Consider the following 24,341-nt stretch of genomic DNA (forward strand, 5'->3'; position numbering starts at 1 on the left):
CCATTGACGGGCGCGGAGGCGGGGCCGACCATGGCCAGACATGAGAACCCTGGCCGCCACCTCCGCCTCCGCCGCCGGCAACCCCGGCGAGGCGGCGCTCTGGGCGGCCGCGGCGGCCCTCGTATGCGCGAGCCTGTTCCTCGGCGTGCTGCTGATTGGCACCGGGGCGGGGGCCTCCTAGCCGGATCCGACAGGAACCCACCCGCCCCGCACCCCTCCAGGTCGCGGGGCTTTTTCCTTTTCCCCCCACCCTTCTCCGAGGTCCCCATGAGCCCCCGCCGCCCCGAAGCCACCCGCGCCGCCGCCTCCGCCCCCTCCAGCCACCCCTCCGCCCGGGCCCAGGGCGGGACCGGGGCCCGGGGCCCCGCCGCCCGCACCCAGGACCCCCAGGCCGAGATGTGCCTCCAGGCCGACGGCTGGAACTTCCGGCTCCTCGTCTAGGCTGTGTTCGGAATCTATATATTAGATAAATAGTTAACTTGTACTCATACGTAAAGGCTCGTACACCACGAATTTTCCTGGGGTAACGATGCCGAGAGGTTTCCTGACCGATGCCATGTGGGCAAAGCTTGAACCGCTCCTTCCGCCGGAGGAATTTGGACCTTGGACAAGCGTGTACACGCGATTTGAGGCCTGGACCAAGCGCGGCGTGTGGCAAAGGATCCTGGAGTTCCTGCGCAAGGAAGCCGACCTGGAGTGGGTCATGCTGGATGGCACCATCATTCGCGCTCATCAACCTTCAGCAGGCAAAAGGGGGGGCTCTGGAACCAGGCGCTCGGACGATCTCGGGGTGGATGCTCGACCAAGATCCATTTGATCTGCGATGCCCACGGTAATCCTTTGGATTTCCTGGTCACTCCGGGGCAAGCCCATGAAAGCCGGTCTGCTGAAGGATTGCTGTGCGGTTGGCAGGCAGAGTACGTGTTCGGAGATCGGGCCTACGATGGGAACCCGGTAAGGAAGGCGATCGAGGCCATGGGTGCGACAGCCGTCATCCCACCTCATCCCCGGCGCAAGAATCCGGCGGCCTGGGACTCACACCTATACAAGGCCCGCCATGCCATCGAGCATGGGTTCGCCAAGCTCAAACAGTTCAGGGCGCTGGCCACCAGGTTCGACAAAACGGCGCGAAGTTTCTCAGCCCAGGTGGCTTTGGCCTGCATCGTGATCTGGCTGAGGCTATGAGCGGAGGGTGACAAGCGTTCCGGATCCTCATTGATCCTATGAAACGCGGAGGCGCGGAGGATCTCGCAGAGGGTCGCGGAGGAAAGCGCTCCTGGAACCTGCCACCTCCCAATGACACGTCCCAACGGGAGGCGTGATGGGAAGGCATTGGGGAGAGGTCGACGGGGAGGATCATCCGCACAAGGAGATCACCCAGGCCATCATCGGGGAGGCCATCGAGATCCAGAAGGCTCTGGGGCACGGACTCCTGGAAGATCCCTACAAGGTCTGTCTGGCGCACTCCCTGAGACTGGCCGGCCATAAGGTGAAGCGGGAGGTTTTCCTGGATATCGAGTGGAGGGGGCTTGTGGGCTTGATCCTTTCTCCGCGAGCCTCAGCGAGATCCTCCGCGCCTCCGCGTTCCAATAGGATGCTGCGAATGCGCGGCGCCATCAGGCACTGCAGCACAGACTCACTATTCCAGCTCCTCCATGCTCCGGCACGGATGGGTATTAGCCATTACTATCCTAGATTACGAACACACCCTGGCGCAGCGTCCGCAACGTTGCCTGAATCATCCGAGGGGAGCGGCCGCTGCACGTCCATCGCGTACGGATGATCCAAGAGCCTTGGCGGACGCGGCCCTAGGTCGACACCGGGTTCAGGAGCACGTCCTCGAGCATCGCCGTGAAGAGGCGCTCGCCGTCGGGGCGGGCGCCCACCAGTTCCAGGAGGGGGATGGCCAGGGTCGCCACGATGCGGCCGGTGAGCACGGGGTCCCCCACCCGCAGGATGCCGGCGGCCTGGGCCCGGCCCAGGATGGCCATGACCTGGCCGAGGAAGACCCCGTGGATCTCGGCCAGGGTGCCCAGGCGTTCCTTGCGGAGGCGGTAGCTGGCCCGGAGGGCGTCCGGGGACAGGGACCAGAGGGTCCAGTAGAGGGCGATGAGGCCGCGCACGGCCTCCCGGGGGGGGAGGGCGTGGAGCGGGGCGGCGGCCTCCAGGCTCCGCGCGAAGAGGGGCCGCACCACCGCGTCGATCAGCGCCTCCTTGGTGGGGAAGTGGCTGTAGAGCGTGCCCCGGGCCGCGTCGGCGGCCTCGGCGAGGTCCTCCATGCGCATGCCGTCGGGCCCGTGCTCGGCCAGGGCCTGGGCCGCAAGGCGCAGGATGGCTTCCCGCCGCTGCTCGCGCCGGCGCTGGACCCGGGGGGGGCTTGTTTGAACACGGGTGTTCAATTTTGAACTCCAGTGTTACTTTAGCATGGCCGATGGGTGGGACCATGAATCGAACCAAGCTGTTGGGGGGTGCCGCCGCAATGGCCGCCCTGCTCCTCGTAGGACTGGCCGGACCCCGGGTCCTGCGCGGCCCGGTGCTGCCGGCGGCCCGGGTCCGCCGGGTGGACCTGGAGCGGACCCTGGTCCTGAACGGCCGGGTGCTGGCCCCCCGGAAGGTGTCCGTGGGCGCCCTCACCACGGCGGTGGTCGCCCGGCGTCTGGCGGAGGAGGGGGACCGGGTGAAGGCCGGGCAGGTCCTGGCCGACCTGGAGGCTTCCGAACAGCGGGCCAGTCTGGCCCAGGCCCGCGCCAAGCTCGCCCAGCTCCTGGAGAGCGCCGCGCCCACCGCCCGGGCGGCCCTCGCCCAGGCGGACAGCGCCCTGCGGCAGGCCCGGCTGGCCTGGGAGCGGGGCCAGCGCCTGGCGGCCGATGGCATCCTCAGCGACAGCCAGCTCGATGACCTGCGCAAGGCCCACGAAACGGCCCTCGCCGCCCGGGAGGCGGCCCTGGCCCAGGCCCGGAGCGCCGAGGGCGGCCCCGATCTCCGGGCGGCCCAGGCGGCCGTGGACCTGGCCGAGGTCAAGCTCCGGCAGATGCGGGTGCTCGCCCCCGCGGCGGGGGTGGTGCTCACCCGCGCCCTGGAGCAGGGGGACCTGGTCCAGCCGGGGAAGGTCCTGTACACCCTCGCCCTGGACGAGCCCCTGCAGCTCCTGGTGCAGCCCGACGAGAAGAACCTGGGGCTCCTGGCCCTGGGGCAGCGGGCCCTGGCGAGCACCGACGCGCGTCCCCTGGACCGGTTCGAGGCCGAGGTGGTCTACCTGGCGCCGGGGGTGGACGCCACCCGCGGCACGGTGGATCTCAAGCTGCGCGTCCCCGCGCCGCCGCCCCACCTGCTGCCCGACATGACCGTCTCGGTGGAGATCCGCCTGGGGCGCCGTCCCGGCGCCCTCGTGGTCCCCCTGGCCGCGGTGCGCGACATCGCCGGGGCGCCCCACGTGCTCGCCCATCGCGGCGGCCGCGCCGTCCGGGTTCCGGTCGGCATCGGGTTCCGGGGCGACGGCACGGTGGAGATCACCCAGGGCCTGGCCGAGGGCGAGACGGTCCTGACGGCCCCCCAGGCCCGGGACGGGCGCCGGTGCCGCGCCTCGGTGGAACCGTGACGCCGGAGCCCCCGGGCCTGCCCTTCATCTGGGCCGTTGCGCTGCGCTTCCTGCGGGAGGGCCGCACACAGACCCAGCTCATCCTGCTCGGCATCGGCACGGGCGTGGGGGTGATCGTCTTCCTCTCCGCCCTCATCACGGGGCTCCAGGGGAGCCTGGTCGAGAAGACCCTGGGCACCCAGGCCCACATCGTCCTCCGGCCCCCGGAGGACGTGGCCCGGCCCCAGCTGGACCGCGCCGGGGCGGCGGTGGCCGGCCGCGTCCAGCCCCCGGAGCAGCGCCTGCGCACCATCCTCGACTGGCCGAAGGCCCTGGCCGCCCTGCGCGCGACCCCGGGCGTGACCGCCGCCAGCCCCACCGTTGCCGGGAGCGCCTTCGCCTTCCGGGGGAACGCCAACCGCAGCGTGGCCCTCCGCGGGGTGGACCCGGAGACCTTCCCGGCCATCCTCGACCTGGGGCCCCGGCTCGTGGAGGGGGACGGGGACCTGGGCGCGACCCGGGCCCTGGTCGGCACCGAGCTCGCCCACGACCTGGGCCTCTCCGCGGGGGACCGGGTCCGGATCCAGGCTCCGGGGGGGCAGGACGCGGTCTTCACGGTCGCGGGGGTCTTCGACGTGGGGAACAAGGACCTGAACCAGCGCTGGGTCTTCGTGAGCCTGCGCAACGCCCAGACGCTGCTGGACCTCGCGGGCGGGGTGAGCACCCTGGAGGTGAAGGTCGACCGCATCTTCGAGGCGGAGGCGCTCGCCCAGCGCCTGGGGGCGGCCACGGGGCTCCAGGCCGACAGCTGGATGAAGCTCAACGCCCAGCTCCTCGTCGGCCTCCGGAGCCAGAACAGCAGCTCGATCATGATCCAGGTCTTCATCATCGTGGCCGTGGTGCTGGGCATCGCCTCGGTGCTCGTCGTCTCCGTGGTCCAGAAGTCGCGGGAGATCGGCATTCTCCGGGCCTTCGGCACCAGCCGGCGCCAGGTCATGGGCATCTTCCTCCTCCAGGGGGGCCTCCTGGGCCTGGCCGGCGCGGCCGGAGGCTGCCTCCTGGGCATGGTCCTCGGCCTCTTCTTCCAGACCCTCGCCACCAACCCCGACGGGAGCCCCACGTTCCCCGTCGCCCTCGACACCGCCCTCTTCCTGCGCACCGTGGCCATCGCCGTGGGCACGGGTCTGGTCGGGGCGTGGCTTCCCGCGCGGCGCGCGGCCCGCATGGACCCCGCCGCCGCCATCCGGCACACATGAGCGGCGCCTCCCCGACCCCCGTCCTCCGCCTCCGGGGCGTGCGGAAGTCCTACGGCGACACCGTCGTCACCGAGGTCCTCCACGGCATCGACCTGGACATCGCGGCCGGCGCCATGACGGCCCTCGTGGGCCCCTCCGGCAGCGGCAAGAGCACCCTCCTCAACCTGCTGGGCCTCCTCGACCGGCCCACGGCGGGCTCCATCCAGCTCCAGGGCCGGGAGACGACGGACCTGGACGACGCGGCCCTGACGGAGCTGCGGGGCCGGTCCCTGGGCTTCGTCTTCCAGTTCCACCACCTCCTCCCGGCCTTCACGGCGCGGGAGAACGTCCTCCTCCCCCTCCACGCGCGCCGGGGCCGCCTGGACCGCGCGCTGTGGGACCGGGCCGGGGCCCTGCTGGGCCGCATGGGGCTCCGGGGCGAGATCGACCGCCTGGCCTCGCAGCTGTCGGGGGGCCAGCAGCAGCGGGTGGCCATCGCCCGGGCCCTCCTCCACGATCCGGGCCTCGTCCTGGCGGACGAACCCACCGGGAACCTGGACACGGTCACGGGCCGGGAGGTGTTCGACCTCATGCGGGACCTCAACCGGGAACGGGGGACCGCCTTCCTGGTCGTGACCCACGATCCGGGCCTGGCGGCCCTATGCGAACGGACGATCGAATTGGTGGATGGCCGCGTTCACCTTTGAGCGGCCGGGCGAAAGGGGCATTCCCCTCCCGCGCCGGAGCGGGCATGGTGGAAGAGGCATGGAAGCACCCCGCACGCCCAGTTACCGGACCACCGCCATCATCGTCGCCAGCGCCCTCTTCATGGAGCAGCTGGACGGGACTGTGCTGGCCACGGCCCTCCCCACCATGGCCCGCACCTTCGGGGTCTCGCCCCTGCACATGAGCGCGGCCCTGACCTCGTACCTCCTGGCCCTGGCCATGTTCATCCCCGCCAGCGGCTACGTGGCCGACCGCTTTGGCGCCAAGAAGACCTTCCGCCTGGCCATCCTGATCTTCACCCTGGGATCCATCGCCTGCGGGCAGGCTCGGACGCTTCCCTTCCTGGTGGTTGCCCGGTTCCTCCAGGGCACGGGCGGGGCCATGATGGTGCCCGTTGGCCGCCTCGTCCTCCTGCGGAGCGTCGCGAAGGCCGACATGGTGAGCGCCATGTCCTGGTTCATGGTGCCGGCCCTGCTGGGACCCGTGGTGGGGCCGCCCCTGGGCGGGTGGATCGTCACTTTCGCCTCCTGGCGCTGGATCTTCTACCTGAACGTGCCCATCGGCCTCCTGGGCATGGTCCTCGTCACCCGCTACATCGCCAATTTCAAGGAACCTCCGGCGGGGCCCTTCGACCTGCGGGGCTTCGTCCTCTCCAGCCTCGCCCTGTCCTGCCTGGTGTTCGGCCTCGAGATCGGCGCGCGGCGGGAGGGGGTCTCCCCGGCCTGGACCCTGGGCACCCTCGCCTTCGGGGCCGCCATGGCCCTGGCCTACCTGCGCCACGCGCGGCGCACCGCCCACCCCCTGCTGGACCTGACCCTCCTGCGCCTCCCCACCTTCGGGATCTCGGTGGCCAGCGGGGCCCTCACCCGGATCACGGGCGGCGCGCTGCCCTTCCTGCTGCCCCTGATGCTGCAGGTGGGCTTCGGGGTCTCGGCCGCGCGGAGCGGCCTCATCACCTTCAGCACCGCCGTCGGCTCCTTCCTCATGAAGCTCACCGCCCCGCCCATCCTCCGGCGCTTCGGCTTCCGGTCGACCCTGGTCTACAACGCCCTCATCGCCAGCGCCCTGCTGGCGGTGTGCGCCGCCTTCAGGCCGGGCTGGCCCATGCTCCTGATCAATGGCCTCCTCCTGGTGGGCGGGTTCTTCCAGTCCCTGCAGTACACGGCCCTCAACACGGTGGCCTACGCCGACGTGGCCCAGGACCGCATGAGCCTCGCCACCAGCCTCTATTCCACCGTCCAGCAGCTGATGCTGAGCATGGGCATCTGCGTCTCGACGCTGGTCCTGGCGGCCTCGACCCGGCTGCAGGGCCACGACGCCCCCCACCTCGGGGACTTCTCCGCGGCCTTCCTCGTCGTCACCTTCATCTCCCTCCTCGCTTCCCCCATCTGCGCCCGGCTCCCCCGGGACGCCGGCGCCGTCATGACCGGCCACGGGGCGGGCCTTCCCCATCCGAATTGAGAACGCGCATCCCCGCCTCGGCCCTGCTGAACCTCAACGCTGTCGCGAAGATCGCGCTCCTGGAAGGCATCGTCCGTAGACGGCTTCCGGAGATGTTGATAATAAAAAACGATCAAATACATAAAAACGATCTTTTGGACCTATCGTTCGCCCGGCGGGATCCTGGGGCACGGCGCGACGGTCGCGCCCCGCCCGCCGGATCCGGGCGACCCCGAAGGAGAACCCCATGAACCCAGCCGTCATCGACCTGCTCAACGTCCAGCTCGCTTCCGCGCAGATGCTCCTCCTCAACGCCAAGCGGTACCACTGGACCGTCTCCGGCCCGAACTTCCGGGACTACCACCTGCGCTTCGAGGAGCTCTACCAGGCCGTGCTGCCCATGGTCGACGAACTGGGGGAGCGCGTCCGCGCCCTGGACGGGATTCCCGTCACGACGCCCCAGCAGATCACCGCCGCCTCGGTGGTGCCGGCCTCCGACCCCTCCCGGCCCCTGAAGGCCCAGGAGATGGTGGCCGAGGCCCTGGCCTCCGTGGAGGCGGTCGTCGCCGCCCAGGCCTCCGGGATCGACGTGGCCACCGCCGCGGGCGACGCGGGGACGGCGGACCTGCTCACCGGCTTCATCCAGGTGTTCCAGAAGGAGGCCTGGTTCCTGCGGGCGATGCGGGGCTGACCCGGTCAGGCCCAGCTCGAGGCCCAGGCCTCGACGCCCTCGGCGAGGTCCGGGAGTCCGGGCCCGAAGCGGGCCGAGCCCAGCCAGTGGAGGCCCCGGGGCAGGTCGGCGAGGATCCGCCCGGTCCGGGCCGCGTGGCCCCGGCCCAGGATGGGGAAGGCCGCGGGGGCCCGCTCCTCCCGGACCTGGACGGCGGGGCCGAGGTCGGGGAGCCAGCGGCGCAGTTCGGCGTGGACGCCGGGCCAGGCGTCCAGGGCCGGGTCCACGGGCCAGGCGCCGCCCAGGTAGGTCCGGACCTGGAGCAGCCCGGGCACGGCCCGGGGATCCTCCCGGGCCATGGACACGAGGCCGAGGACGCCCCGGCCTTGCGGGGGATGGATCAGGAGCCCGACGCCGTGCTCCCAGCCCCGCACCGGCGCGTGGCGGCTGTGCCAGACCCGGAGGTCCGCGTGGGGGATGGCCAGGAGGGCGGTGGCCGCCCGGGGGGCCACGGGCTGGAGGAGGCGGGAGGCGGCCGCGGCGGGCACGGCCAGGACGACCGTGTCCACCTCCCGGGCGAAGCCCCGGGTCCGGACCCGCCAACGGCCGCCCTCGGCGGGCTCCAGGGATTCGGCGGCCCGGTCGGTGCGCACGCAGCCGAGGTGGCGGGCCAGGGCCCGGGTGAGGGCGCCGGTGCCCGGATAGGGCCCGTCCTGGGGGTAGCGGGTGCGCAGGGGGCCCTGGGCGAGGCCGCCCCGCAGCAGGCCTCCCGCGGCTTCCATGCGCAGGAGCCGGGGCAGGGCCTCGACGCCGATGCGATCCGGGGGGGCGGCGAGCACTCCGGCCACCAGGGCCGGCAGGATCTCCCGGGCGAAGGCCGGGCCGAGGCGGCGGGTGATGTAGGCCTCCAGGTCCTCGGTGGTGTTCGGCCGGCAGGGGATGAAGGGCTCGCCCAGGAGGCGCAGCTTGTCCAGCGGCCCCAGGCCCGGGGCCGCCAGGAGGCCCCGGAGGCTGGCGGGGTTCGGGTGGAGGCGGCCGTCCTTGCCGAGCCAGCGGGGACCCTTGATCTCTTGCCGGCGCAGGGTGAGGCCCAGGTCCCGCACGAGGCGCTCCAGGGGGCCGTCCCGGCCCACCAGCAGACCCTGGGGCCCCCGCTCCAGGTAGCCGGGGGTGCCATCGGGGCCTGGCCAGGCCAGGGTGCGGGCCCAGCCGCCGGATTCGGCGCTGGCCTCCCAGACCTCCACGGCCCGGCCGGCCCGCTTCAGGCGCAGGGCCGCCAGGAGACCGGTCACCCCGCCGCCCAGGACGAGGACGCTGGCGCCCGGCGCTTCCTTATCCAACGCGTTCGGCCTCGTCGCCATCGGCGCCCCAGCGCTTGAACCGGGGGAGCTCCAGCCCGAAGATGTCCAGCATCTTGCCGACCATGTGGCGGGTCATGTCCTCGATGGACTGGGGCATGTTGTAGAAGGTGAGGACGGGGGGCAGGATCACCGCGCCGAGTTCGGAGCAGGTCTGCATGTTGCGGATGTGCAGGGGGCTCAGGGGGCTCTCGCGGGCGACGAGCACCAGCTTCCGCCGCTCCTTGATGACCACGTCCGCGGCCCGGAGGAGCAGGTTGTCGGAATAGCCCGAGGCCACGCCGGCCAGGGTCTTCATGCTGCAGGGAGCGATGATCATGCCCTGGGTCTTGAAGGTGCCGCTGGCGATGCTGGCGCCCACGTCCTCGAGGGCGTGGCAGCGGGTGGCCAGGGCTTCCACCTCGGCGGCGGCGTAGGGGGTCTCGTGCTCGATGGTGCGCCGCGCCCCGGAGGAGATGACGAGGTGCGATTCCCACTCGGGGAATTCCCGGATCGCCTTGAGCAGCTCGATCCCGAGGATGGCGCCGCTGGCGCCGCTGATGCCGACGACGATGCGCCTGGCGTTCTGGGTGCTCATGGGGGTGCTCCCGTGGTCGGAGGATGGGGGTGCGCCCCCCCCGGGGATGGGCTCCGGGGAGGGCGCGCGGTTCAGGCGGCCTCAGTGGATCAGGCCGATGATCTTCCACCAGGTGATCTCCACCAGGACGGTGGTGACCAGGACGACGAGGGTCAGGGGCAGGCCGAACTTGATGACGTCCGCGTCCGTGTAGCGGCCTCCCGTCTCGCCGGATCCCACCAGCACGTTCATGTGGTGGAAGGGCAGCACGAAGTGCATGCCGACGGCGGTGTAGACGAGGAGGGAGGGCACGATCGGGTTCAGGCCCGAGGCGGCGGTGAAGGCGACGATGGTCGGCGTCACGATGCCCATGACGGCCAGCACGGAACCCAGGCACATGTGGATGAGCACGGAGAAGGCCGTGACCATGAGCGCCAAGACGTAGATGTTGCTGGGCACGCTGCCGGGAAGCAGCACGGAGGCCAGCCACTTGTTCATGCCGGTGACGGCGCCCACCGACCCGATGCCGAGGGCGGCGGTGAGGAAGAACAGGGTGCCGAGGCCGAACTTGTTCCAGTCCGGAGCCTTGAGCACGTCGCCCACGCGGGGGAGGCTGAGGCCGATGCCGGCGGCCAGGGCGATCCAGCCGGGGTGGATGTGGTGCAGGAAGTCCGTGGCCCAGAAGGCGATCGCGAGGACCACCCAGGAGAGCACGGTCTTCTCGGAACGGCTCATGGCGCCCAGGCCCTTCAGCTGGGTGGCGATCTCGTCCTTCTCGATCTTGAAGTCCGCGGGGGGCTTGAAGAGGGTGATGTGCATGAAGAAGGTCAGGAGGCTGGCGATGATGCCGGGGACGCCCATGTACAGGGCCCACTTGAGCCAGGAGGCCTCCATGCCGGCGAAGTTCATGGCCACCACGTTGATGGCGGAGTCGCCGGTGAGCAGGATCATGGACACGGGCACGGAGCCCGCGAAGACCGACAGGCCGATGGACGCGGCCTGCTTCGGCGGCAGGTTCGTCGCCTTGATGATCATCCCCATGACGGCCATGATCATGAACGACCGGGGCCAGGGGTGGGGGATCATGAAGCTCAGGATGAGCCCGAGGACATAGCCCGCGGCCACGATGCTCGTGAAGCTGTTCACGTAGTGGAGGATGAAGTAGTAGGCGATGCGCTTGCCGAGGCCGGAGTTCTCCACGGCGGTGGCGATCATGTACCCGCCCAGCACGATGTAGATGAGGGGGGTCGTCCAGAGGCGGAAGACCACCGCCGGCTCCGCGGTCTTGGTGAGGACCCAGGACAGCAGGAGGAGGACGGCCGTGAAGCCGGGGTGGGTCACGCTGGTGGCCCACCAGATGACTGCGAGGAGACTAAGCGCCAGGCAGTGGCGGCCCTGGGGGGTGAGTCCGGAACCGGCGGGCAGGGCGAACCATACCAGCAGACAAACAACGATCCCCAGGATGGCGCCGATTTCGCGCTTGTACTTGGAGAAAAGGGCGCCGAGGCCCATCTCCGAGGGGGTCGTCAAGGTTCCGGCCGATGCTGTTCCATTGGCCATGAAGCAACTCCTAAGGAAGTCTGAAGAGGGGAAGGGCGCGCGCGGGCGCGTGGGCCTCCAGGGAGGCCCGGGCCGGGGCGGGCGCAGGAAGATCACGACAGGTCGCATCCATGAGCGCGATCCAGCTGCGGTGAATACAAAGGGCCGCGGAGGCCCCGGGGCCCCGCGGTAGCTCGCTTAAGCGTCCTCGGGCGGGCAGGACACCGCCGGTCGAGGGGGCTCAAAGATCTCCTGATAACCTGATCCGGTATTCAAATGCCGTCCAATGCAAAGAAGTAGGGGATCTGATAATAAAAGTTCATCAATCGGGCCTCCCGGAGCCGTGGTATTCGATGTTGTATTCTCGATTAAGCCCGGGGGACCGGGAACCTGGGAGCCGCGGACCCGCTTCGCTCCAGCCGTCCGCAGGCGGCCCTCCCAGGTCTGGGACCGCCTAGGATCCTGCGCTGGGGAGGCGCCATGGAACTTCGCAAGCTGAAATACTTCATCGCCACCGCGGAGGAGCTCCACTTCCGCAAGGCCGCGGACCTCGTGAATGTCACGCAGCCGGCGCTCAGCAAGCAGATCCACGAACTGGAAGAGGAGATCGGCGTCCCCCTCTTCGACCGGACCAAGCGGAAGGTCGAGCTTACGCCGGCCGGGCGGGTCTTTTATGAACGGGCCCGGGTCATCCTCGACAGCGCCAACAAGGCCCTCCACGAGGCCCGCGGGGTGGGCCGGGGCCTGGTGGGGACGGTGCGCATCGGCTTCCTCAGCACGGCCGCCATGAAGGTGCTGCCCCAGGCGCTCGCCCGATTCAGGGCGGCCATCCCCACGGCCGAGGTGGATCTCTGGGAGCTGAGCCCCGAGGAGCAGATGGACCACCTCCAGAAGGGATTCCTGGATGTCGGCATCCTCATCGCCGAGATCCTGGACGAGGGCTTCGAAGTCGCGGAACTCCTCCGCACCCGTCTGGTGGCGGCCCTTCCGGACACGCCCGAGTTCCGGGCCATGTCCGAGGTGTCGCTGAAGGACCTGGCCAGCTACACCTCGATCGTCCCGGCCCGCCACAGCCGCCACGGCTTCTACGAGATGGTGATGGAGGCCTACCAGAAGGCGCGGGTGAAGCCGGAGCGCATCCAGGTGGTGCGCATGATCCACACGGGCATCCAGCTGGTGGGCGCGGGCCTGGGCATCTCCCTCGTGCCCGAGGCCTTCAACTGCAGCCAACCCAGCGGCGTGATCTTCCGTCCCCTGGCGGACGTGCACCAGGAGATCGCCGTCGTCGCCACCTGGCGCCACGACAATTGCTCCCCCCTGCTGCGGGAGTTCATCCGGGCGCTGACGAGCCAGGGCTGCGGCGCTCCGGGCGCCGATAACGCAGAGGCATCACTTCGGCGATAAAGATTCATTGGACAGGTTGACAGGGGCGCCGAATCCTGATCATGCATCCATGAGCCGATCCGCCTGACGGAAGCTCCCACGCTTTCCTCAACCCACGTCCCCGCGGCCCGCCGCGAGGACAACCAACCCATTCCAGAATGGAGCGAGAACCCATGCCCACGTCCACAGCGAACGGCATCGTCATCCCCTCGGCTGCCGATTCCAAGGTCTACCACAACCTCCGCGACTTCCTGACCGAGCTCGAGGCCAACGGCCAGCTCGTGCGCGTCAAGGACGAGGTCGATCCCGAGGAGATCGGCGCCGCCGGCCGCGCCTCCGCCAACCTCAAGAACGGCCCCGCCGTCCTCTTCGAGAAGGTGCGCGGCTACCGCAATCCCGTCGTCACCATGGTCCACGGTTCCTGGGCCAACCACGCCCTCATGATGGGCATGGACAAGGACACCTCCGTCAAGGACCAGTTCCACGAGCTGAACCGGCGCTGGAGCATGTATCCGGTCCCGCCCGTCGTCGTCGACGACGCCCCGGTGAAGAAGAACCGCGTCACCGAGAACATCAACCTGTTCGAGATCCTCAGCCTCTACCGCATCAACACCTACGACGCCGGCTGCTTCCTGTCCAAGGCCTGCATCGTCTCCCCCGACCTCGACGAGCCCGAAAGCCACGGCAAGACCAACCTCGGCACCTACCGCATGCAGGTCAAGGGCAAGGACAAGCTGGGCATCCAGGCCCTGCCGTTCCATGACATCGGGCTCCAGCTGGCCAAGGCCGAGTCCATGAACAAGCCGCTGCCCGTCGCCATCTGCCTGGGCTGCGACCCCATCACCACGTTCATGGCCTCCACGCCCATCCGGTACGACCAGTCCGAGTACGACTACGTCGGCGCCCTCAACAACGGCGTGCCCATGCAGATCACCAAGGCCCCCCAGACGGGCATGATGATCCCCGCCGGCTGCGAGGTCTGCATCGAGGGCTACATCGAGCCCCGCGTCCGCGAGTGCGAAGGCCCCTTCGGCGAGTTCCCCGGCTCCTACTCCGGCGCCCGCCTCCAGGGCGTCGTGCGGGTGACCTCCGTCAGCTTCCGCGACAACCCGATCTTCGAGAACCTCTACCTGGGCATTCCCTGGTCCGAGATCGACTACCTCATGGCCCTGAACACGTCGGTGCCCCTCTACCAGATGCTGAAGGACACCTTCCCCGAGGTCCAGGCCGTGAACGCGATGTACACCCACGGCATCGGCGTCATCGTCAGCACCAAGGTCCGCTTCGGCGGCTTCGGCAAGGCCGTGGCCATGCGCCTGCTCACCACCCCCCACGGCATGGCCTACAACAAGGTCATCATCGTGGTGGACGAGTACGTGGACCCCTTCAACCTCGAGCAGGTCATGTGGGCCATGACCACCCGCGTCGACCCCGACAAGGACGTCAGCATCATCAAGAACTGCCCCGGAATGCCCCTCGATCCCTCCAGCAACCCTCCGGGCATGCACAACAAGCTCATCATCGACGCGACCACGCCCAAGCCGCCCGAAGCCGTGTGCCGCGAGACCGAGCTGCTCGTGGCCCCCGCCGGGACCGAGCGCTGGGAAGGCATCATCGCCAACCTCGTCAAGAAGGCCCGCGGCTGATCCCGCGCCATCCCGCCAACCTTGAACCCTGATCGAAAGGAACCCAACATGATCTGCCCCCGCTGCGAATCCGAAAAGGTCGAGCTGCTGGTGAAGTCCCCCGTCGGCAACGTGTGGGAGATGTACATCTGCGGCACCTGCACCTACTCCTGGCGGTCCACCGAGACCCCGGACAAGACCGATCCCAAGCACTACAACGCCAAGTTCAAGATCAACCCGGCGCACATCGACAAGATGCTGATGATCCCGCCGATCCCGCCCCTCAAGGGCTAGTGCAGCGTCCGCAAAGTCGCCTGAATCATCCGAGGGGAGCGGCCGCTGCACTCCCATCGCGTCCGGATGATTCAGGAGACTGGGCGGATGCGGCACCCTCGACTGGAATCCCCGGGGCCGGCTCCACCGGCCCCGGGGGCCTCAGGACCGCTGGAAGGAGCCGACATGCCGCTGGCAACCATCAACGAGGCCATCGAGGACATCCGCCAGGGGCGGATGGTGATCCTGGTGGATGACGAGAACCGGGAGAACGAGGGTGACCTCACGCTGGCCGCCGACCACGTGACCCCCGAGGCCATCAATTTCATGGCCACCCACGGCCGCGGCCTCATCTGCCTGAGCCTGACCGGCGACAAGGCCGCCGCCCTGGGCCTCGAACCCATGGTGCGGGAGAACGATTCGCCCTTCGGGACGGCCTTCACGGTCTCCATCGAGGCCCGGAAGGGTGTCACGACGGGCATTTCCGCGCACGACCGGTCCACCACGATCCGCACCGCCGTGCGCGACGGGTCCGGCCCCGGGGACCTGGTCCGGCCGGGCCACGTCTTCCCGCTCATCGCCCGGGAGGGCGGGGTGCTGGTGCGGACGGGCCAGACCGAAGGCTCGGTGGACCTGGCGCGGCTGGCCGGGTGCCGCCCGGCCGGCGTCATCTGCGAAATCATGAAGGACGACGGCACCATGGCCCGCATGCCGGACCTGGAGGTCTTCGCCGCGGAGCACGGCCTGAAGATCGTCTCCGTCCGCGACCTCATCGCCCACCGCGTCCGGTGGGAGCGCCACATCACCCGCGCCGGCGAGGCCGCCATGCCCCTCCGGGAGGGCGGCGCCTTCCGGGCCGTCGCCTACGAGGACGGCATCACCGGCCTCACACACATCGCCCTCGTCAAAGGGGAGATCGATCCGGACGCGCCGGTCCTGGTGCGCGTCCACAGCGAGTGCCTCACCGGAGACGCGTTCGGTTCCCTGCGCTGCGATTGCGGGGAGCAGCTGAAGACCGCCCTGCGCCGCATCGAGGCCGAGGGCGCCGGCGTGCTGCTCTACATGCGCCAGGAGGGCAGGGGCATCGGGCTGGGCAACAAGATCCGCGCCTACGCGCTCCAGGACAAGGGCTGCGACACCGTCGAGGCCAATGAGCGCCTGGGCTTCCAGGCCGACCTCCGGGACTACGGCATCGGGGCCCAGATCCTGCGCGACCTCGGGGTGCGGAGGATGCGCCTCCTCACGAACAATCCCAAGAAGATCATCGGCCTGGAGGGCTACGGCCTCCACGTCGAGGAGCGGGTGCCGCTGGAGATGCCCTCCGGGGCCGAGAACCGGCGCTACCTCGCCACCAAGAAGCTGAAGCTCGGCCACCTCCTGAACTGCGTGTAACGACGGACGGGCTGGGAGGCGTTGATGTACCAGGAACCCGTCCAGACCGGCGCCGGGGCCGGGTGGCTGCCCGACCCAGCCCGGGCCGTGGCGGGGGGACCGGAGGACCTGGGGACCTTCGAGGCGGCCACGGGCGGGCCGTGGCCCCGGCCCTCCCATCTCCAGGGGGATGCCCGCTTCATGGCCATGGCCCTGCGGGAAGCGCTGGGGGGCGTGGGGCTGGCCAGTCCCAACCCCCCGGTAGGCTGCGTGCTCGTCCAGGCGGGTGAGGTCATCGGCGCGGGCGCGCACACCCGGACCGGCGGCCCCCACGCGGAAATCGTGGCGCTGACCGAGGCCCGCCGGCAGGGCCGGGACCCGGCCGGGGCCACCGCCTACGTCACCCTGGAGCCCTGTTGCCACCAGGGCCGTACGCCGCCCTGCGCGGACGCCCTCGTGGCCGCCGGCATCCGCCGGGTGGTCGCCGGCGCCATCGATCCCAATCCCCGGGTGGATGGCGGCGGTCTCCGGCGGCTGCGGGCCGCTGGCGTGGAGGTCGGGCGTAGGGTCCTGGCCGAGGCCTGCGAGGCCTTCCACGCCCCCTTCTTCAAGCGCGTCCGCACGGGCCTGCCCTGGGTCACCTTCCTCGGCCACCCGGCCCCGTCCCTGGCGGGGCCGGATCCGGTGTTCCGGCGGGTCCAGGCCGCCTTCCGGTGCGCCGCGGACGCGGTGGCCACCGATCTGCCGACGCTCCGCATCCATGCCCTTCGCCTGGGCGACCCCTGGGTGGACCCGCCCGCCCATCGCCGGCTCCGGCGGGTCATCCTCGACCCGGAGGGCCACCTGGAGGCGGCCCACCCCATCTGGGAACACGGCCCCTGCCTCCGGGCCGTGGCCGGCCTCCGGGCGCCCCTGCCCGGCGTCGGCGACCTCCCCTGCGGGGGCCGGTCGGGGGATCTGGACCTGGGGGCCCTCCTGGGCGCCCTGGCCGACCAGGGCGTGGGGCGGATCCTGTTCGAGGGCGGCGAGGCCCTGGGCCGGAGCCTCCTGCGCCGGGGCCTCCTGGACGAGGTGGTGGCCTTCCGCAGCGCCGGCGCGCCGGCCGGACCCCAGGGTTGCGGCCTGCCTTGCGAGGGGACTCACCGCCACCGCTTCGCCGTGGAGGGCGGGGCCTGGGAGATCTACCGGATCTGACGCCGGGCCCGGTCCATGGGGCGCGCCCATCCTGCGCGCGCCCCTCGGACCGGGCCCGGGCCGGGTCCCCCGCGGCTCAGAGGTCCAGGGGCCGGCTGGAGGGCACGAGGAAGGGGGCCGGATCCACGTCCAGGAAGGGGGCGCGGTGGAACCGGCCCTTCTGGTCGAAGGGCACCGTGCAGTCGAAGATGGCCTTGCAGGTGATCCCCTTCGCGCGGATGCTGGGGCTCATTTCAGGCATCTGGCTGGGATCGAGGGGGTGGCAGCGCACGCCGGGGATGGGGATGATGTCGACGTCGGCCTGGAAACGGGTGGTCATGGCCCACATGACGTCGTTGGAGTCGAAGAGGTCGACGTCGTCGTCCACCAGGATCACGTGCTTGAGTTCGGAGAAGGAGGAGAAGGCGAGAAGCGCGGCCTGGCGGTGGCGGCCCTCGTCCGGGGGCGCGCTCTTGCGGACCTGGAGCACGGCCACGTACTTGCCGCCGCCGCATGGGTGGGCGTACACGTTCTGGAGGAGGCCCGGCAGGGCGCGGTTGACCATGGTGATGATGCTGGCCTCGGTGGGGATGCCGGCCAGGTTGACATGCTCCTCCGAGGGGCCGATGCAGGTCTGCATGATGGGCCGGATGCGGTGGGTGACCGCCGTGACGCGGATGACGGGCAGGGAGGGGTTCGCGGGCCCGTTGTAGCCGGGGAATTCCGGCATGGCCTTGCCGGTGCCGCTGCTCTGGTCCTCGACCATGCGCAGGTCGGGGAGGAGCTCGCCCTCGATGACGAATTCGGCCGCGGCGATGGCCTTGGCGTCCACCGTGAGGCAGGAGGCCATCTCCACGGGGCGGCCGCGGAGCGCGCCGGCGATGCCCAGCTCGTTGAAGCCGAGGGGCGTGCTGGGCGCCTCGAAGCAGGCCGCGATGTAGACGGCGGGGTCCAGGCCGATGCTGATGGAGATGGGCTGGGGCTTGCCCGCCTTCTCGGCCTTCATGCGGAAGCTGTCCAGGTGGCGGCCCGGGACGAAGTACATCGAGATGGTGTCGGGCCCCTGGACGCAGAGCCGGTGGATGGTGACGTCCTCTTCCCCCGTCTCGGGATCGCGGCCGTAGCAGAGGCCCATGGTGATGTAGGGACCGGCGTCCTCGGGGGTGTTGGTGGGGGTGGGCAGGAGCTTGCGGAGATCGAAGCCCGGATCGGAGGCCCGGTGCACCACTTCCTGGCAGGGGGCCGCGCCCTTGACGGGGATGGGCTGGATGGGATTGTTCAGGGCCTCGCACATGTGGAAACCGAGGCGCTGGGGCGTCGTGCCCAGGAGGGCCGCCACGCGGCGGCGGTCGGCCAGCATGCCGATGGAGATCCGGTGGCCTTCGTAGCCTTTGATGGTGTTGAAGATCATGGCGGGCCCGGCCTTGGTGGGGCGCATCACGGTGCCGCCCGCGCCCACATGGCGATAGACCCCGCTCAGCTCGGCGATGGGATCGACGGGGGTGTCGGTGACCAGGAGCTGGCCTGGCATCTCCGACAGGAGGCGGAGGGCGCTGCGGAGATCCGTGACGGCGGTCGCGGCGGACGGTGCTGGCGCAAGGGGGGCGGGGCTCATGGAGACTCCTGGAAGGTGGATGGCTCCACTGTCCGCCTGCGTCCGAGGGCCCGTCCAATCGCTTTTTGGGGGCCGGGTGATGCGCGCAAGGCATGCATGCCCTGGCGTTATCAGAGGCCCGCCTGTGATCACCCGCGCGCGCGGGATCGGGCCCTGGATCTGCGAATGAGTCGAGAAGTCAGACGAATGTAAACCTTTCCATACCCTCAGGCCGGCTCCGCCGCGGCCCGGCGCTTCTGGAGGATCTCCTTCACCTCGTAGGACCGGGCCTCCGTCAGTGGGTAACCCAGCAGGATGAGGATGCCGGCGCCGCAGAGGGCCGTGGGCAGGCCGATCTCCCAGAGGCGGAGGCGCCAGAGGGCCGCGGCGCTCTGGGTGGCCAGGCCCTCCACGAAGCCCGTGCCCTGCAGGAGGTAGCCCCCGGCCACGGAGGCCACGGAGACGCCCGCCTTCCACCACCAGTTGTAGACGGCGAAGTAGACGCCCTCCTTGCGGACGCCTTCGCGGACCTCCTCCTCGTCGCAGATGTCCGCGATCATGGAGTTCACGAGGGAGAAGCAGAAGACCATGCCCAGGGAGAGGCCCACCGTGGGGATGTAGGTGAGCCAGGGGCGGGCGGGATCGTAGCAGACGATCTTGAGGAGGTTGGCGGCGGCGATGAGGGCGAAGGAGAGGATCACCGTCCCCTTCTTGCCGAGGGCCTTGGAGACCCAGACCATGGGAATCGCGCCGGCGATGCCGACCGCCGCCCACAGCGTCCCGTTCTGGGCCATCAGGGCGCTGGCGGCGTCCTTGTCGCCGCCGAAGAGGTAGAAGATCGTCGTGAAGTTGCTGAAGCCCATGACGACCTGGAAGCCGACGATGAGGAGGCTGAAGGCCGCCACGAGGCGCAGGAAGGCGCGGTTGCGGTAGGTGGCCTTGAAGCCCTCCATCACGGGGATGCGGGCCTGCTCGCGGGCCTGGGAGAACTTGCCCTCCTTGCACACGAAGGCGCACACCAGGGCCGAAATGGTGAGGAAGGCGCTCATGCCCAGGCAGACCCAGCGGATCCCGGCCACCGTGTCGCCCTTGAAGACGGGCCGGTTGGCCAGGTAGTAGACCCAGGGGAGGCAGAAGGCGCCCACGTTGCCGATGAAGCTGGCGAAGGCGAAGAGGGAGGTCTTCTCGTGGGGATCCTCGGTCATCTCGAGGCCCAGGGCGCCGTGGGGGATCGCATAGATGGGGACCACGGTGTAGAAGAACACCGAGGCCGCCAGGAAGTAGGCGAACATGGCGCCGTGGCTCCAGTTCCGGGGGACGGTCCAGAGCAGGAAGAAGGCGATGCCCAGGAGGACGCCCCCGACGACGAGGTAGGGGATCCGGCGCCCGTAGCGCGTCCGGGTGTTGTCGGAGAGGTTGCCGAGGAAGGGGTCCACGAGGGCGTCCCAGAGGCGGGGAAGGGCCTGCGCGTAGCCGATCCAGACGGCGCTGATGCCCAGGCCGACCACGTACACCAGGCCCGTTAGCTGGATGACCGAATTCACGGCGACGATGGTGACGATGGACCCCATCCCGTAGGCGAGCTTCTGGCTGATCGGGATGCGGTCGATGGCGAGCGGGGGGCGGGATTCGGACATGGGACCTGCCGGGGGAGGGGATACAAGGGTTTGGTTTGCTTGGATCTTAGGCGCGTAGGTGGAGGTCTTTGACTTTTTCACTTGCGGGAGGGATGGCATGGGTATATTACTTTTCTGCTCCCACGATGTAAACGTTTTCATTTCCCCCCCCGAGTCTTCCGCGGACGAAATCCCATGAGCGAGCCCAGCCGAGAAGCGCCCGTCCGTAGCGAAACCGCCGACGTCACCATCCACGACGTGGCGCGGGAAGCGCGGGTCTCCATCGCCACGGTGTCGCGGGTCCTCAATGGCACCAACCCGGTGAAGGGCGCAACGAGTGAGCGGGTGATGGCCGCCGTGGAGCGCCTGGGCTACATCCCCCACAGCGGCGCCCGGAGCCTCATCAAGCGGGAGACCCGGACCCTGGGCGTCCTGCTGCCGGACATGTTCGGCGAGTTCTTCAGCGAGCTGATCCGCGGCCTGGACCTGGTGGCCCGCCGCCGGGGCTTCGCCCTCCTCGTGACCTGCACCCACGGCGAGGCCAGCGCCGCCGAAACCATGCTCCGCACCATGCACGGGAAGGTGGACGGCATGGTGATCCTCAGCTCCGACCTGGACCTCGACGCGGGCCTATGCCGGCTTCTTGGCCGTACGCCAACCGTCTTCCTGAACCAGCCGGACGGGCCGCAGGCCGCCAGCTACGACGCCATCAGCGTGGACAACCACGGGGGCGCCCTCTCCATGACGCGCTACCTGCTGGGGCTGGGCCACCGCCGCATCGCCTTCATCGGCGGGCCCGAGCACAACATGGACGCGCGGCAGCGCCTGGAGGGCTGGCGGGAGGCCATGGCCTCCCTGGCCGCCGAGCCCGACCCCGCCCTGGAGGTGCCGGGCGATTTCAGCGAGGCCTCGGGATACCGGGCCGCGTGCCGCCTGCTCAAACTGCCGACCCGGCCCACGGCCATCTTCGCCGCCAACGACGACATGGCGCTGGGCGCCCTGGCCGCCCTTCGGGACCAGGGGGTCAAGGTGCCCGAGGACATCAGCCTGGCGGGCTTCGACGACGTGCCCATCGTGCGTTACCTCTCCCCGGCGCTCACGTCGGTGCGGGCGCCCATTCCCGAGCTCGGGGCCCGCGCCGCCGAGCGGTTGCTCAACATCATCGAGGCCGGCGGCGCCAGCCAGGCCCGCCAGGAGACCCTCGACGTCGTGCTGGTGACGCGGGCCTCCACCTGTCCCCCCCGCCTGACCCCCTGATTCCGCATCCATTCCGGGACGGGATGGCCCGTTCCGCCGTTTCTTCACCCTTCCCTTCCCAAACCTTCCATGGAGCCACCCATGTCCAACCTCCTCCGAACCCGGTCCGGTTCGATCCCGGCCCTGGCCGTCCTGCTCGCCGCCGCGGCGATGCCGGCCGTCCTCCAGGCCCAGACCACCAACGCGGTCCTGCGCGGCCGCGTGCGCGCCAAGGATGGCCGCGCCATCCCCGGCGCCGTCGTCATGGCCGTGAACAAGGCCAACGGCTACAGCACCAGCACCGTGGTTCGCCCCGACGGCACCTACTTCCTCAGCCTCGACCCCGCCACCTACAACCTGACCGTCACCGCCCAGGGTCAGGCCCGGGCCGCCAAGACCATCCGCGTGCAGGTGGGCCAGGCCCTCGACCTGGACTTCAACCTGGCCCCCATGGCCGAGGCCTCCGCCACCGTGGAGGTGACCGGGACCCTCAGCGAGATCCGCACCGCCGAGGTGGCCACCAACATCACCACGGAGCAGCTGGAATCCCTGCCCCAGGGCAACCGCAACTTCCTCAACTACGCCGCCCTGGCGCCTGGCATCAAGATCAGCAATGACGAGATGAACCAGTCCTTCTCCTCGGGTGGCCAGACCAACCAGCGCACCAACATCTTCATCGACGGCGCCAGCTACAAGAGCGACCTCCTCTCCGGCGGCTCCGTCGGCCAGGACAGCAGCCGCGGCAACCCGTTCCCCCTCACCGCCGTGCAGGAGTTCCGCGTCCTGACCGAGAACTACAAGGCCGAGTACCAGAAGGCCTCCGGCGCCGTCATCACCGCGGTGACCAAGTCCGGCACCAACGAGTTCCACGGCGACATGTTCACCTACTACCAGAACAAGAACCTGGTGGCGAACAACTGGTTCGCGGCCCACCGCGGCCAGCCCAACCCCGAGTACTCCCGCACCCAGTACGGCCTCAGCGTCGGCGGCCCCATCCTCAAGGACCGGATGCACTTCTTCCTGTCCTACGAGGGCCAGAACCAGAACCGCGACAACCTGGTCTACCTGGGCGGCACCAGCATGGCCGGGGCCTCCCAGGCCCTGAAGGACAAGCTGAACAGCTACGCCGGCAGCTACCCCTCGCCGTTCCGCAGCGACCTGGTCTTCGGCAAGGTCGACTACCAGATCAACCCCCAGCAGATCCTCGAGTGGACCATCAACTGGCGCAACGAGCACGAGAAGCGCGACTTCGGCGCGCAGACCTCGTACGAGCGCGGAACGGACATGGCGAACAACGTGCTGACCAGCACCCTGAAGCACAAGTTCACCACGGCGTCCTGGGTCAACGAGGCCATGGTCAGCTTCCAGCGCGCCGAGTGGAACCCCAAGCCCCTGCACTCCGACCTCGTCGGCAAGGACTACCAGGGCATCATCGTCATCGGCGGCAACGAGACCACGCAGGACTTCGTCCAGAAGCGCACCTCCCTGCGCGACGACTTCACCTACCTGGGCGTCTCCGGGCACACCATCAAGACCGGCCTGACCCTCGACTTCCTGGACTACAAGGTCCAGAAGTGGCAGGTGGGCAACCCCGTCTACCGGTTCAACACCTCGTACGACCCGACCCTCACCATCCCCTTCCAGGCCCAGTACGGCGTCGGCAACCCCGACATGAGCGCCGACAACAAGCAGTTCGGCATCTACGTGCAGGACGACTGGAACGTCACCCCGCGCCTGCAGGTGAACCTGGGCGTCCGCTGGGACTACGAGTCCCACATGTTCAACGAGGACTACGTCACGCCCGCGAACGTGGTGTCCACCCTCAGCTCCCTGTACCCGTCCAACTACTTCAGCGACGGCAGCCAGCGCAAGCCCTACTACGGCGCCTTCCAGCCCCGCATCGGCTTCACCTATGACGTCAAGGGCAACAACACCCTGGTCGTCTTCGGCGGCGTCGGCCGCTACTACGACCGCGAGTCCTTCAACAACGTCCTGGACGAGCGCTTCCGCCTGCAGTGGGGCGTCCGCACCTTCACGTTCAGCGCCGACGGGTCCCCCGTCAACGGCACGCCCGCCATCAAGTGGGATCCCAGCTACCTGACCAAGGCCGGCCTGGACACCCTGATCGCCAAGGGCGTGGCGCCCAATCCCGAAGTCTTCCTCCTCGACAACAACGCCAAGCCGGCCTACTCCGACCAGGTCAGCCTGGGCGCCCGCGGCGTGCTGGGGGCCTGGAACTGGTCCGTGACCCTGACCGACGTCGAGAGCAAGAACTCCCTCACCTGGAAGTGGGGCAACCGCGACGCCAACCTCAACTACATCTCCGTCCCCGGCTTCTCCAACGTGCTCCTCAGCGACACCAAGAAGACCTGGTACCAGGCGATGTACGTGACCTTCGAGAAGCCCTACAGCGAGGCTTCCGGCTGGGGCTTCGGGGTCCGCTACACCCTGTCGAGCGCCAAGCAGACCGGCAACGACCTGTTCAGCCTCGACTACGTGAACGCCGACGCCTACGGCAAGCACCCCACCGCCGACGACGAGCGCAACCGCCTCATCTTCGACGGCATCGTGAAGCTGCCCTGGGGCTTCAAGCTGAGCGGCCTCATCACCCTCAGCACCGGCCTGCCCTACACCATCTGGGACGTGACCAACGGCTGGGACTACAGCAAGCGCCACTTCCAGTACAACGCGGGCCGGCCCATCAAGTACAGCTTCATCATCCCCAACGCCTGGGGCTACCGCTCCGTCGACCTGAAGCTCCAGAAGGACTTCAAGATCGGCAAGGCCAAGCTGGGCGTCAACGCCGAGTGCATCAACGTGTTCAACTACAACAACTGGATCTACGGCTGGGATTCGGGCTACATCGACGGGTCCGACGGCGCCAAGGCGCGGTTCGGCCAGCCCGTGGACGTCCTGCGCGGCCGCCGCGTCCAGTTCGGCGCGACCCTCCAGTTCTGATCGGAGTCCGG

21 protein-coding genes and 1 pseudogene are annotated in these 24,341 nt (G+C 69.4%); 16 read left to right on the top strand and 6 right to left on the bottom strand.

The genetic code is table 11. From position 1 onward, the window contains the following. Window positions 1–40 precede the first annotated feature (40 nt). The 4 genes and pseudogenes from R2J75_RS05085 to R2J75_RS19800 all read left to right on the top strand — a co-directional run bounded on the left by R2J75_RS05085 (window position 41) and on the right by R2J75_RS19800 (window position 1,783). A complete protein-coding gene (locus R2J75_RS05085; RefSeq protein ID WP_243331669.1) occupies window positions 41–181 on the top strand; it encodes a hypothetical protein in 141 nt (46 codons plus the stop codon). 86 nt (window positions 182–267) lie between these two features. Then, the gene (locus R2J75_RS05090; RefSeq protein ID WP_243331672.1) at window positions 268–441 is read left to right on the top strand and encodes a hypothetical protein; all 174 of its coding nucleotides are present in this window, start codon (window positions 268–270) and stop codon (window positions 439–441) included. Between the two features lie 88 nt (window positions 442–529). Further along, window positions 530–1,185, top strand: a pseudogene (locus R2J75_RS05095) (IS5 family transposase). A 136-nt stretch (window positions 1,186–1,321) separates the two neighbouring features. Then, window positions 1,322–1,783: a GxxExxY protein gene (locus R2J75_RS19800; RefSeq protein ID WP_394365881.1), complete on the top strand. Its 462-nt coding sequence runs from the start codon at window positions 1,322–1,324 to the stop codon at window positions 1,781–1,783. Between the two features lie 25 nt (window positions 1,784–1,808). On the opposite strand, the gene R2J75_RS05100 is transcribed toward R2J75_RS19800, so the two are convergent. Then, the gene (locus tag R2J75_RS05100; protein WP_243333959.1) at window positions 1,809–2,399 is read right to left on the bottom strand and encodes a TetR/AcrR family transcriptional regulator; all 591 of its coding nucleotides are present in this window, start codon (window positions 2,397–2,399) and stop codon (window positions 1,809–1,811) included. A 44-nt stretch (window positions 2,400–2,443) separates the two neighbouring features. Here R2J75_RS05100 and R2J75_RS05105 point away from each other — a divergent pair, with 44 nt between their 5' ends. The 5 genes from R2J75_RS05105 (at window position 2,444) to R2J75_RS05125 (ending at window position 7,669) form a co-directional block, all read left to right on the top strand. Beyond that, the gene (locus tag R2J75_RS05105; protein WP_316411202.1) at window positions 2,444–3,598 is read left to right on the top strand and encodes an efflux RND transporter periplasmic adaptor subunit; all 1,155 of its coding nucleotides are present in this window, start codon (window positions 2,444–2,446) and stop codon (window positions 3,596–3,598) included. After that, window positions 3,595–4,833, top strand: coding sequence for an ABC transporter permease (locus tag R2J75_RS05110; RefSeq protein WP_243346876.1), 1,239 nt, complete (start codon window positions 3,595–3,597; stop codon window positions 4,831–4,833). The genes R2J75_RS05105 and R2J75_RS05110 overlap by 4 nt, the downstream gene beginning before the upstream one ends. Then, a complete protein-coding gene (locus tag R2J75_RS05115; protein WP_243333952.1) occupies window positions 4,830–5,519 on the top strand; it encodes an ABC transporter ATP-binding protein in 690 nt (229 codons plus the stop codon). Before R2J75_RS05110 ends, R2J75_RS05115 begins: the two co-directional genes overlap by 4 nt. Window positions 5,520–5,577: 58 nt before the next feature. Continuing rightward, the gene (locus R2J75_RS05120; protein WP_243333951.1) at window positions 5,578–6,999 is read left to right on the top strand and encodes an MFS transporter; all 1,422 of its coding nucleotides are present in this window, start codon (window positions 5,578–5,580) and stop codon (window positions 6,997–6,999) included. A 226-nt stretch (window positions 7,000–7,225) separates the two neighbouring features. Further along, window positions 7,226–7,669, top strand: coding sequence for a Dps family protein (locus tag R2J75_RS05125; RefSeq protein WP_243333949.1), 444 nt, complete (start codon window positions 7,226–7,228; stop codon window positions 7,667–7,669). A 5-nt stretch (window positions 7,670–7,674) separates the two neighbouring features. Here the strand turns inward: R2J75_RS05125 and R2J75_RS05130 are convergent, their stop codons facing one another. The 3 genes from R2J75_RS05130 to R2J75_RS05140 all read right to left on the bottom strand — a co-directional run bounded on the left by R2J75_RS05130 (window position 7,675) and on the right by R2J75_RS05140 (window position 11,092). Beyond that, window positions 7,675–8,988 carry a protoporphyrinogen/coproporphyrinogen oxidase gene (locus R2J75_RS05130; RefSeq protein WP_243346878.1) on the bottom strand — a complete coding sequence of 438 codons (1,314 nt, stop codon included), beginning with the start codon at window positions 8,986–8,988 and terminating at the stop codon, window positions 7,675–7,677. Then, window positions 8,981–9,583, bottom strand: coding sequence for a UbiX family flavin prenyltransferase (locus R2J75_RS05135; RefSeq protein WP_243346879.1), 603 nt, complete (start codon window positions 9,581–9,583; stop codon window positions 8,981–8,983). The genes R2J75_RS05130 and R2J75_RS05135 overlap by 8 nt, the downstream gene beginning before the upstream one ends. Window positions 9,584–9,664: 81 nt before the next feature. Then, a complete protein-coding gene (locus R2J75_RS05140; protein ID WP_243346882.1) occupies window positions 9,665–11,092 on the bottom strand; it encodes an SLC13 family permease in 1,428 nt (475 codons plus the stop codon). Between the two features lie 489 nt (window positions 11,093–11,581). Between R2J75_RS05140 and R2J75_RS05145 the strand changes: the two genes are divergently transcribed. The 5 genes from R2J75_RS05145 to ribD all read left to right on the top strand — a co-directional run bounded on the left by R2J75_RS05145 (window position 11,582) and on the right by ribD (window position 16,947). Beyond that, entirely contained in the window at window positions 11,582–12,505 is a 924-nt protein-coding gene (locus tag R2J75_RS05145; RefSeq protein ID WP_243333941.1) for a LysR substrate-binding domain-containing protein, read from the top strand. A 152-nt stretch (window positions 12,506–12,657) separates the two neighbouring features. Continuing rightward, window positions 12,658–14,130: a non-oxidative hydroxyarylic acid decarboxylases subunit C gene (locus R2J75_RS05150; protein ID WP_243333940.1), complete on the top strand. Its 1,473-nt coding sequence runs from the start codon at window positions 12,658–12,660 to the stop codon at window positions 14,128–14,130. Window positions 14,131–14,178: 48 nt separating this feature from the next. Continuing rightward, window positions 14,179–14,403: a non-oxidative hydroxyarylic acid decarboxylases subunit D gene (locus tag R2J75_RS05155; protein WP_243333939.1), complete on the top strand. Its 225-nt coding sequence runs from the start codon at window positions 14,179–14,181 to the stop codon at window positions 14,401–14,403. A gap of 165 nt (window positions 14,404–14,568) precedes the next feature. Then, complete coding sequence (locus R2J75_RS05160) at window positions 14,569–15,774, top strand: bifunctional 3,4-dihydroxy-2-butanone-4-phosphate synthase/GTP cyclohydrolase II (protein WP_316411203.1); 1,206 nt, start codon at window positions 14,569–14,571, stop codon at window positions 15,772–15,774. Between the two features lie 24 nt (window positions 15,775–15,798). Further along, window positions 15,799–16,947, top strand: coding sequence for a bifunctional diaminohydroxyphosphoribosylaminopyrimidine deaminase/5-amino-6-(5-phosphoribosylamino)uracil reductase RibD (ribD, locus tag R2J75_RS05165; protein ID WP_316411204.1), 1,149 nt, complete (start codon window positions 15,799–15,801; stop codon window positions 16,945–16,947). Between the two features lie 76 nt (window positions 16,948–17,023). On the opposite strand, the gene R2J75_RS05170 is transcribed toward ribD, so the two are convergent. Together R2J75_RS05170 and R2J75_RS05175 are read right to left on the bottom strand one after the other, a co-directional pair. Then, the gene (locus R2J75_RS05170) at window positions 17,024–18,541 is read right to left on the bottom strand and encodes a UbiD family decarboxylase (protein ID WP_316411205.1); all 1,518 of its coding nucleotides are present in this window, start codon (window positions 18,539–18,541) and stop codon (window positions 17,024–17,026) included. A gap of 206 nt (window positions 18,542–18,747) precedes the next feature. Beyond that, window positions 18,748–20,157 (bottom strand): MFS transporter, encoded by a 1,410-nt coding sequence (locus tag R2J75_RS05175; RefSeq protein WP_243346885.1) that lies wholly within the window; start codon window positions 20,155–20,157, stop codon window positions 18,748–18,750. 174 nt (window positions 20,158–20,331) lie between these two features. Between R2J75_RS05175 and R2J75_RS05180 the strand changes: the two genes are divergently transcribed. Together R2J75_RS05180 and R2J75_RS05185 are read left to right on the top strand one after the other, a co-directional pair. Beyond that, the gene (locus R2J75_RS05180; protein ID WP_243333934.1) at window positions 20,332–21,393 is read left to right on the top strand and encodes a LacI family DNA-binding transcriptional regulator; all 1,062 of its coding nucleotides are present in this window, start codon (window positions 20,332–20,334) and stop codon (window positions 21,391–21,393) included. Window positions 21,394–21,474: 81 nt separating this feature from the next. Next, the gene (locus R2J75_RS05185; RefSeq protein ID WP_316411206.1) at window positions 21,475–24,330 is read left to right on the top strand and encodes a TonB-dependent receptor; all 2,856 of its coding nucleotides are present in this window, start codon (window positions 21,475–21,477) and stop codon (window positions 24,328–24,330) included. Window positions 24,331–24,341: the final 11 nt, after the last annotated feature.

Source organism: Mesoterricola sediminis, from assembly GCF_030295425.1.
GTDB classification, from domain to species: domain Bacteria; phylum Acidobacteriota; class Holophagae; order Holophagales; family Holophagaceae; genus Mesoterricola; species Mesoterricola sediminis.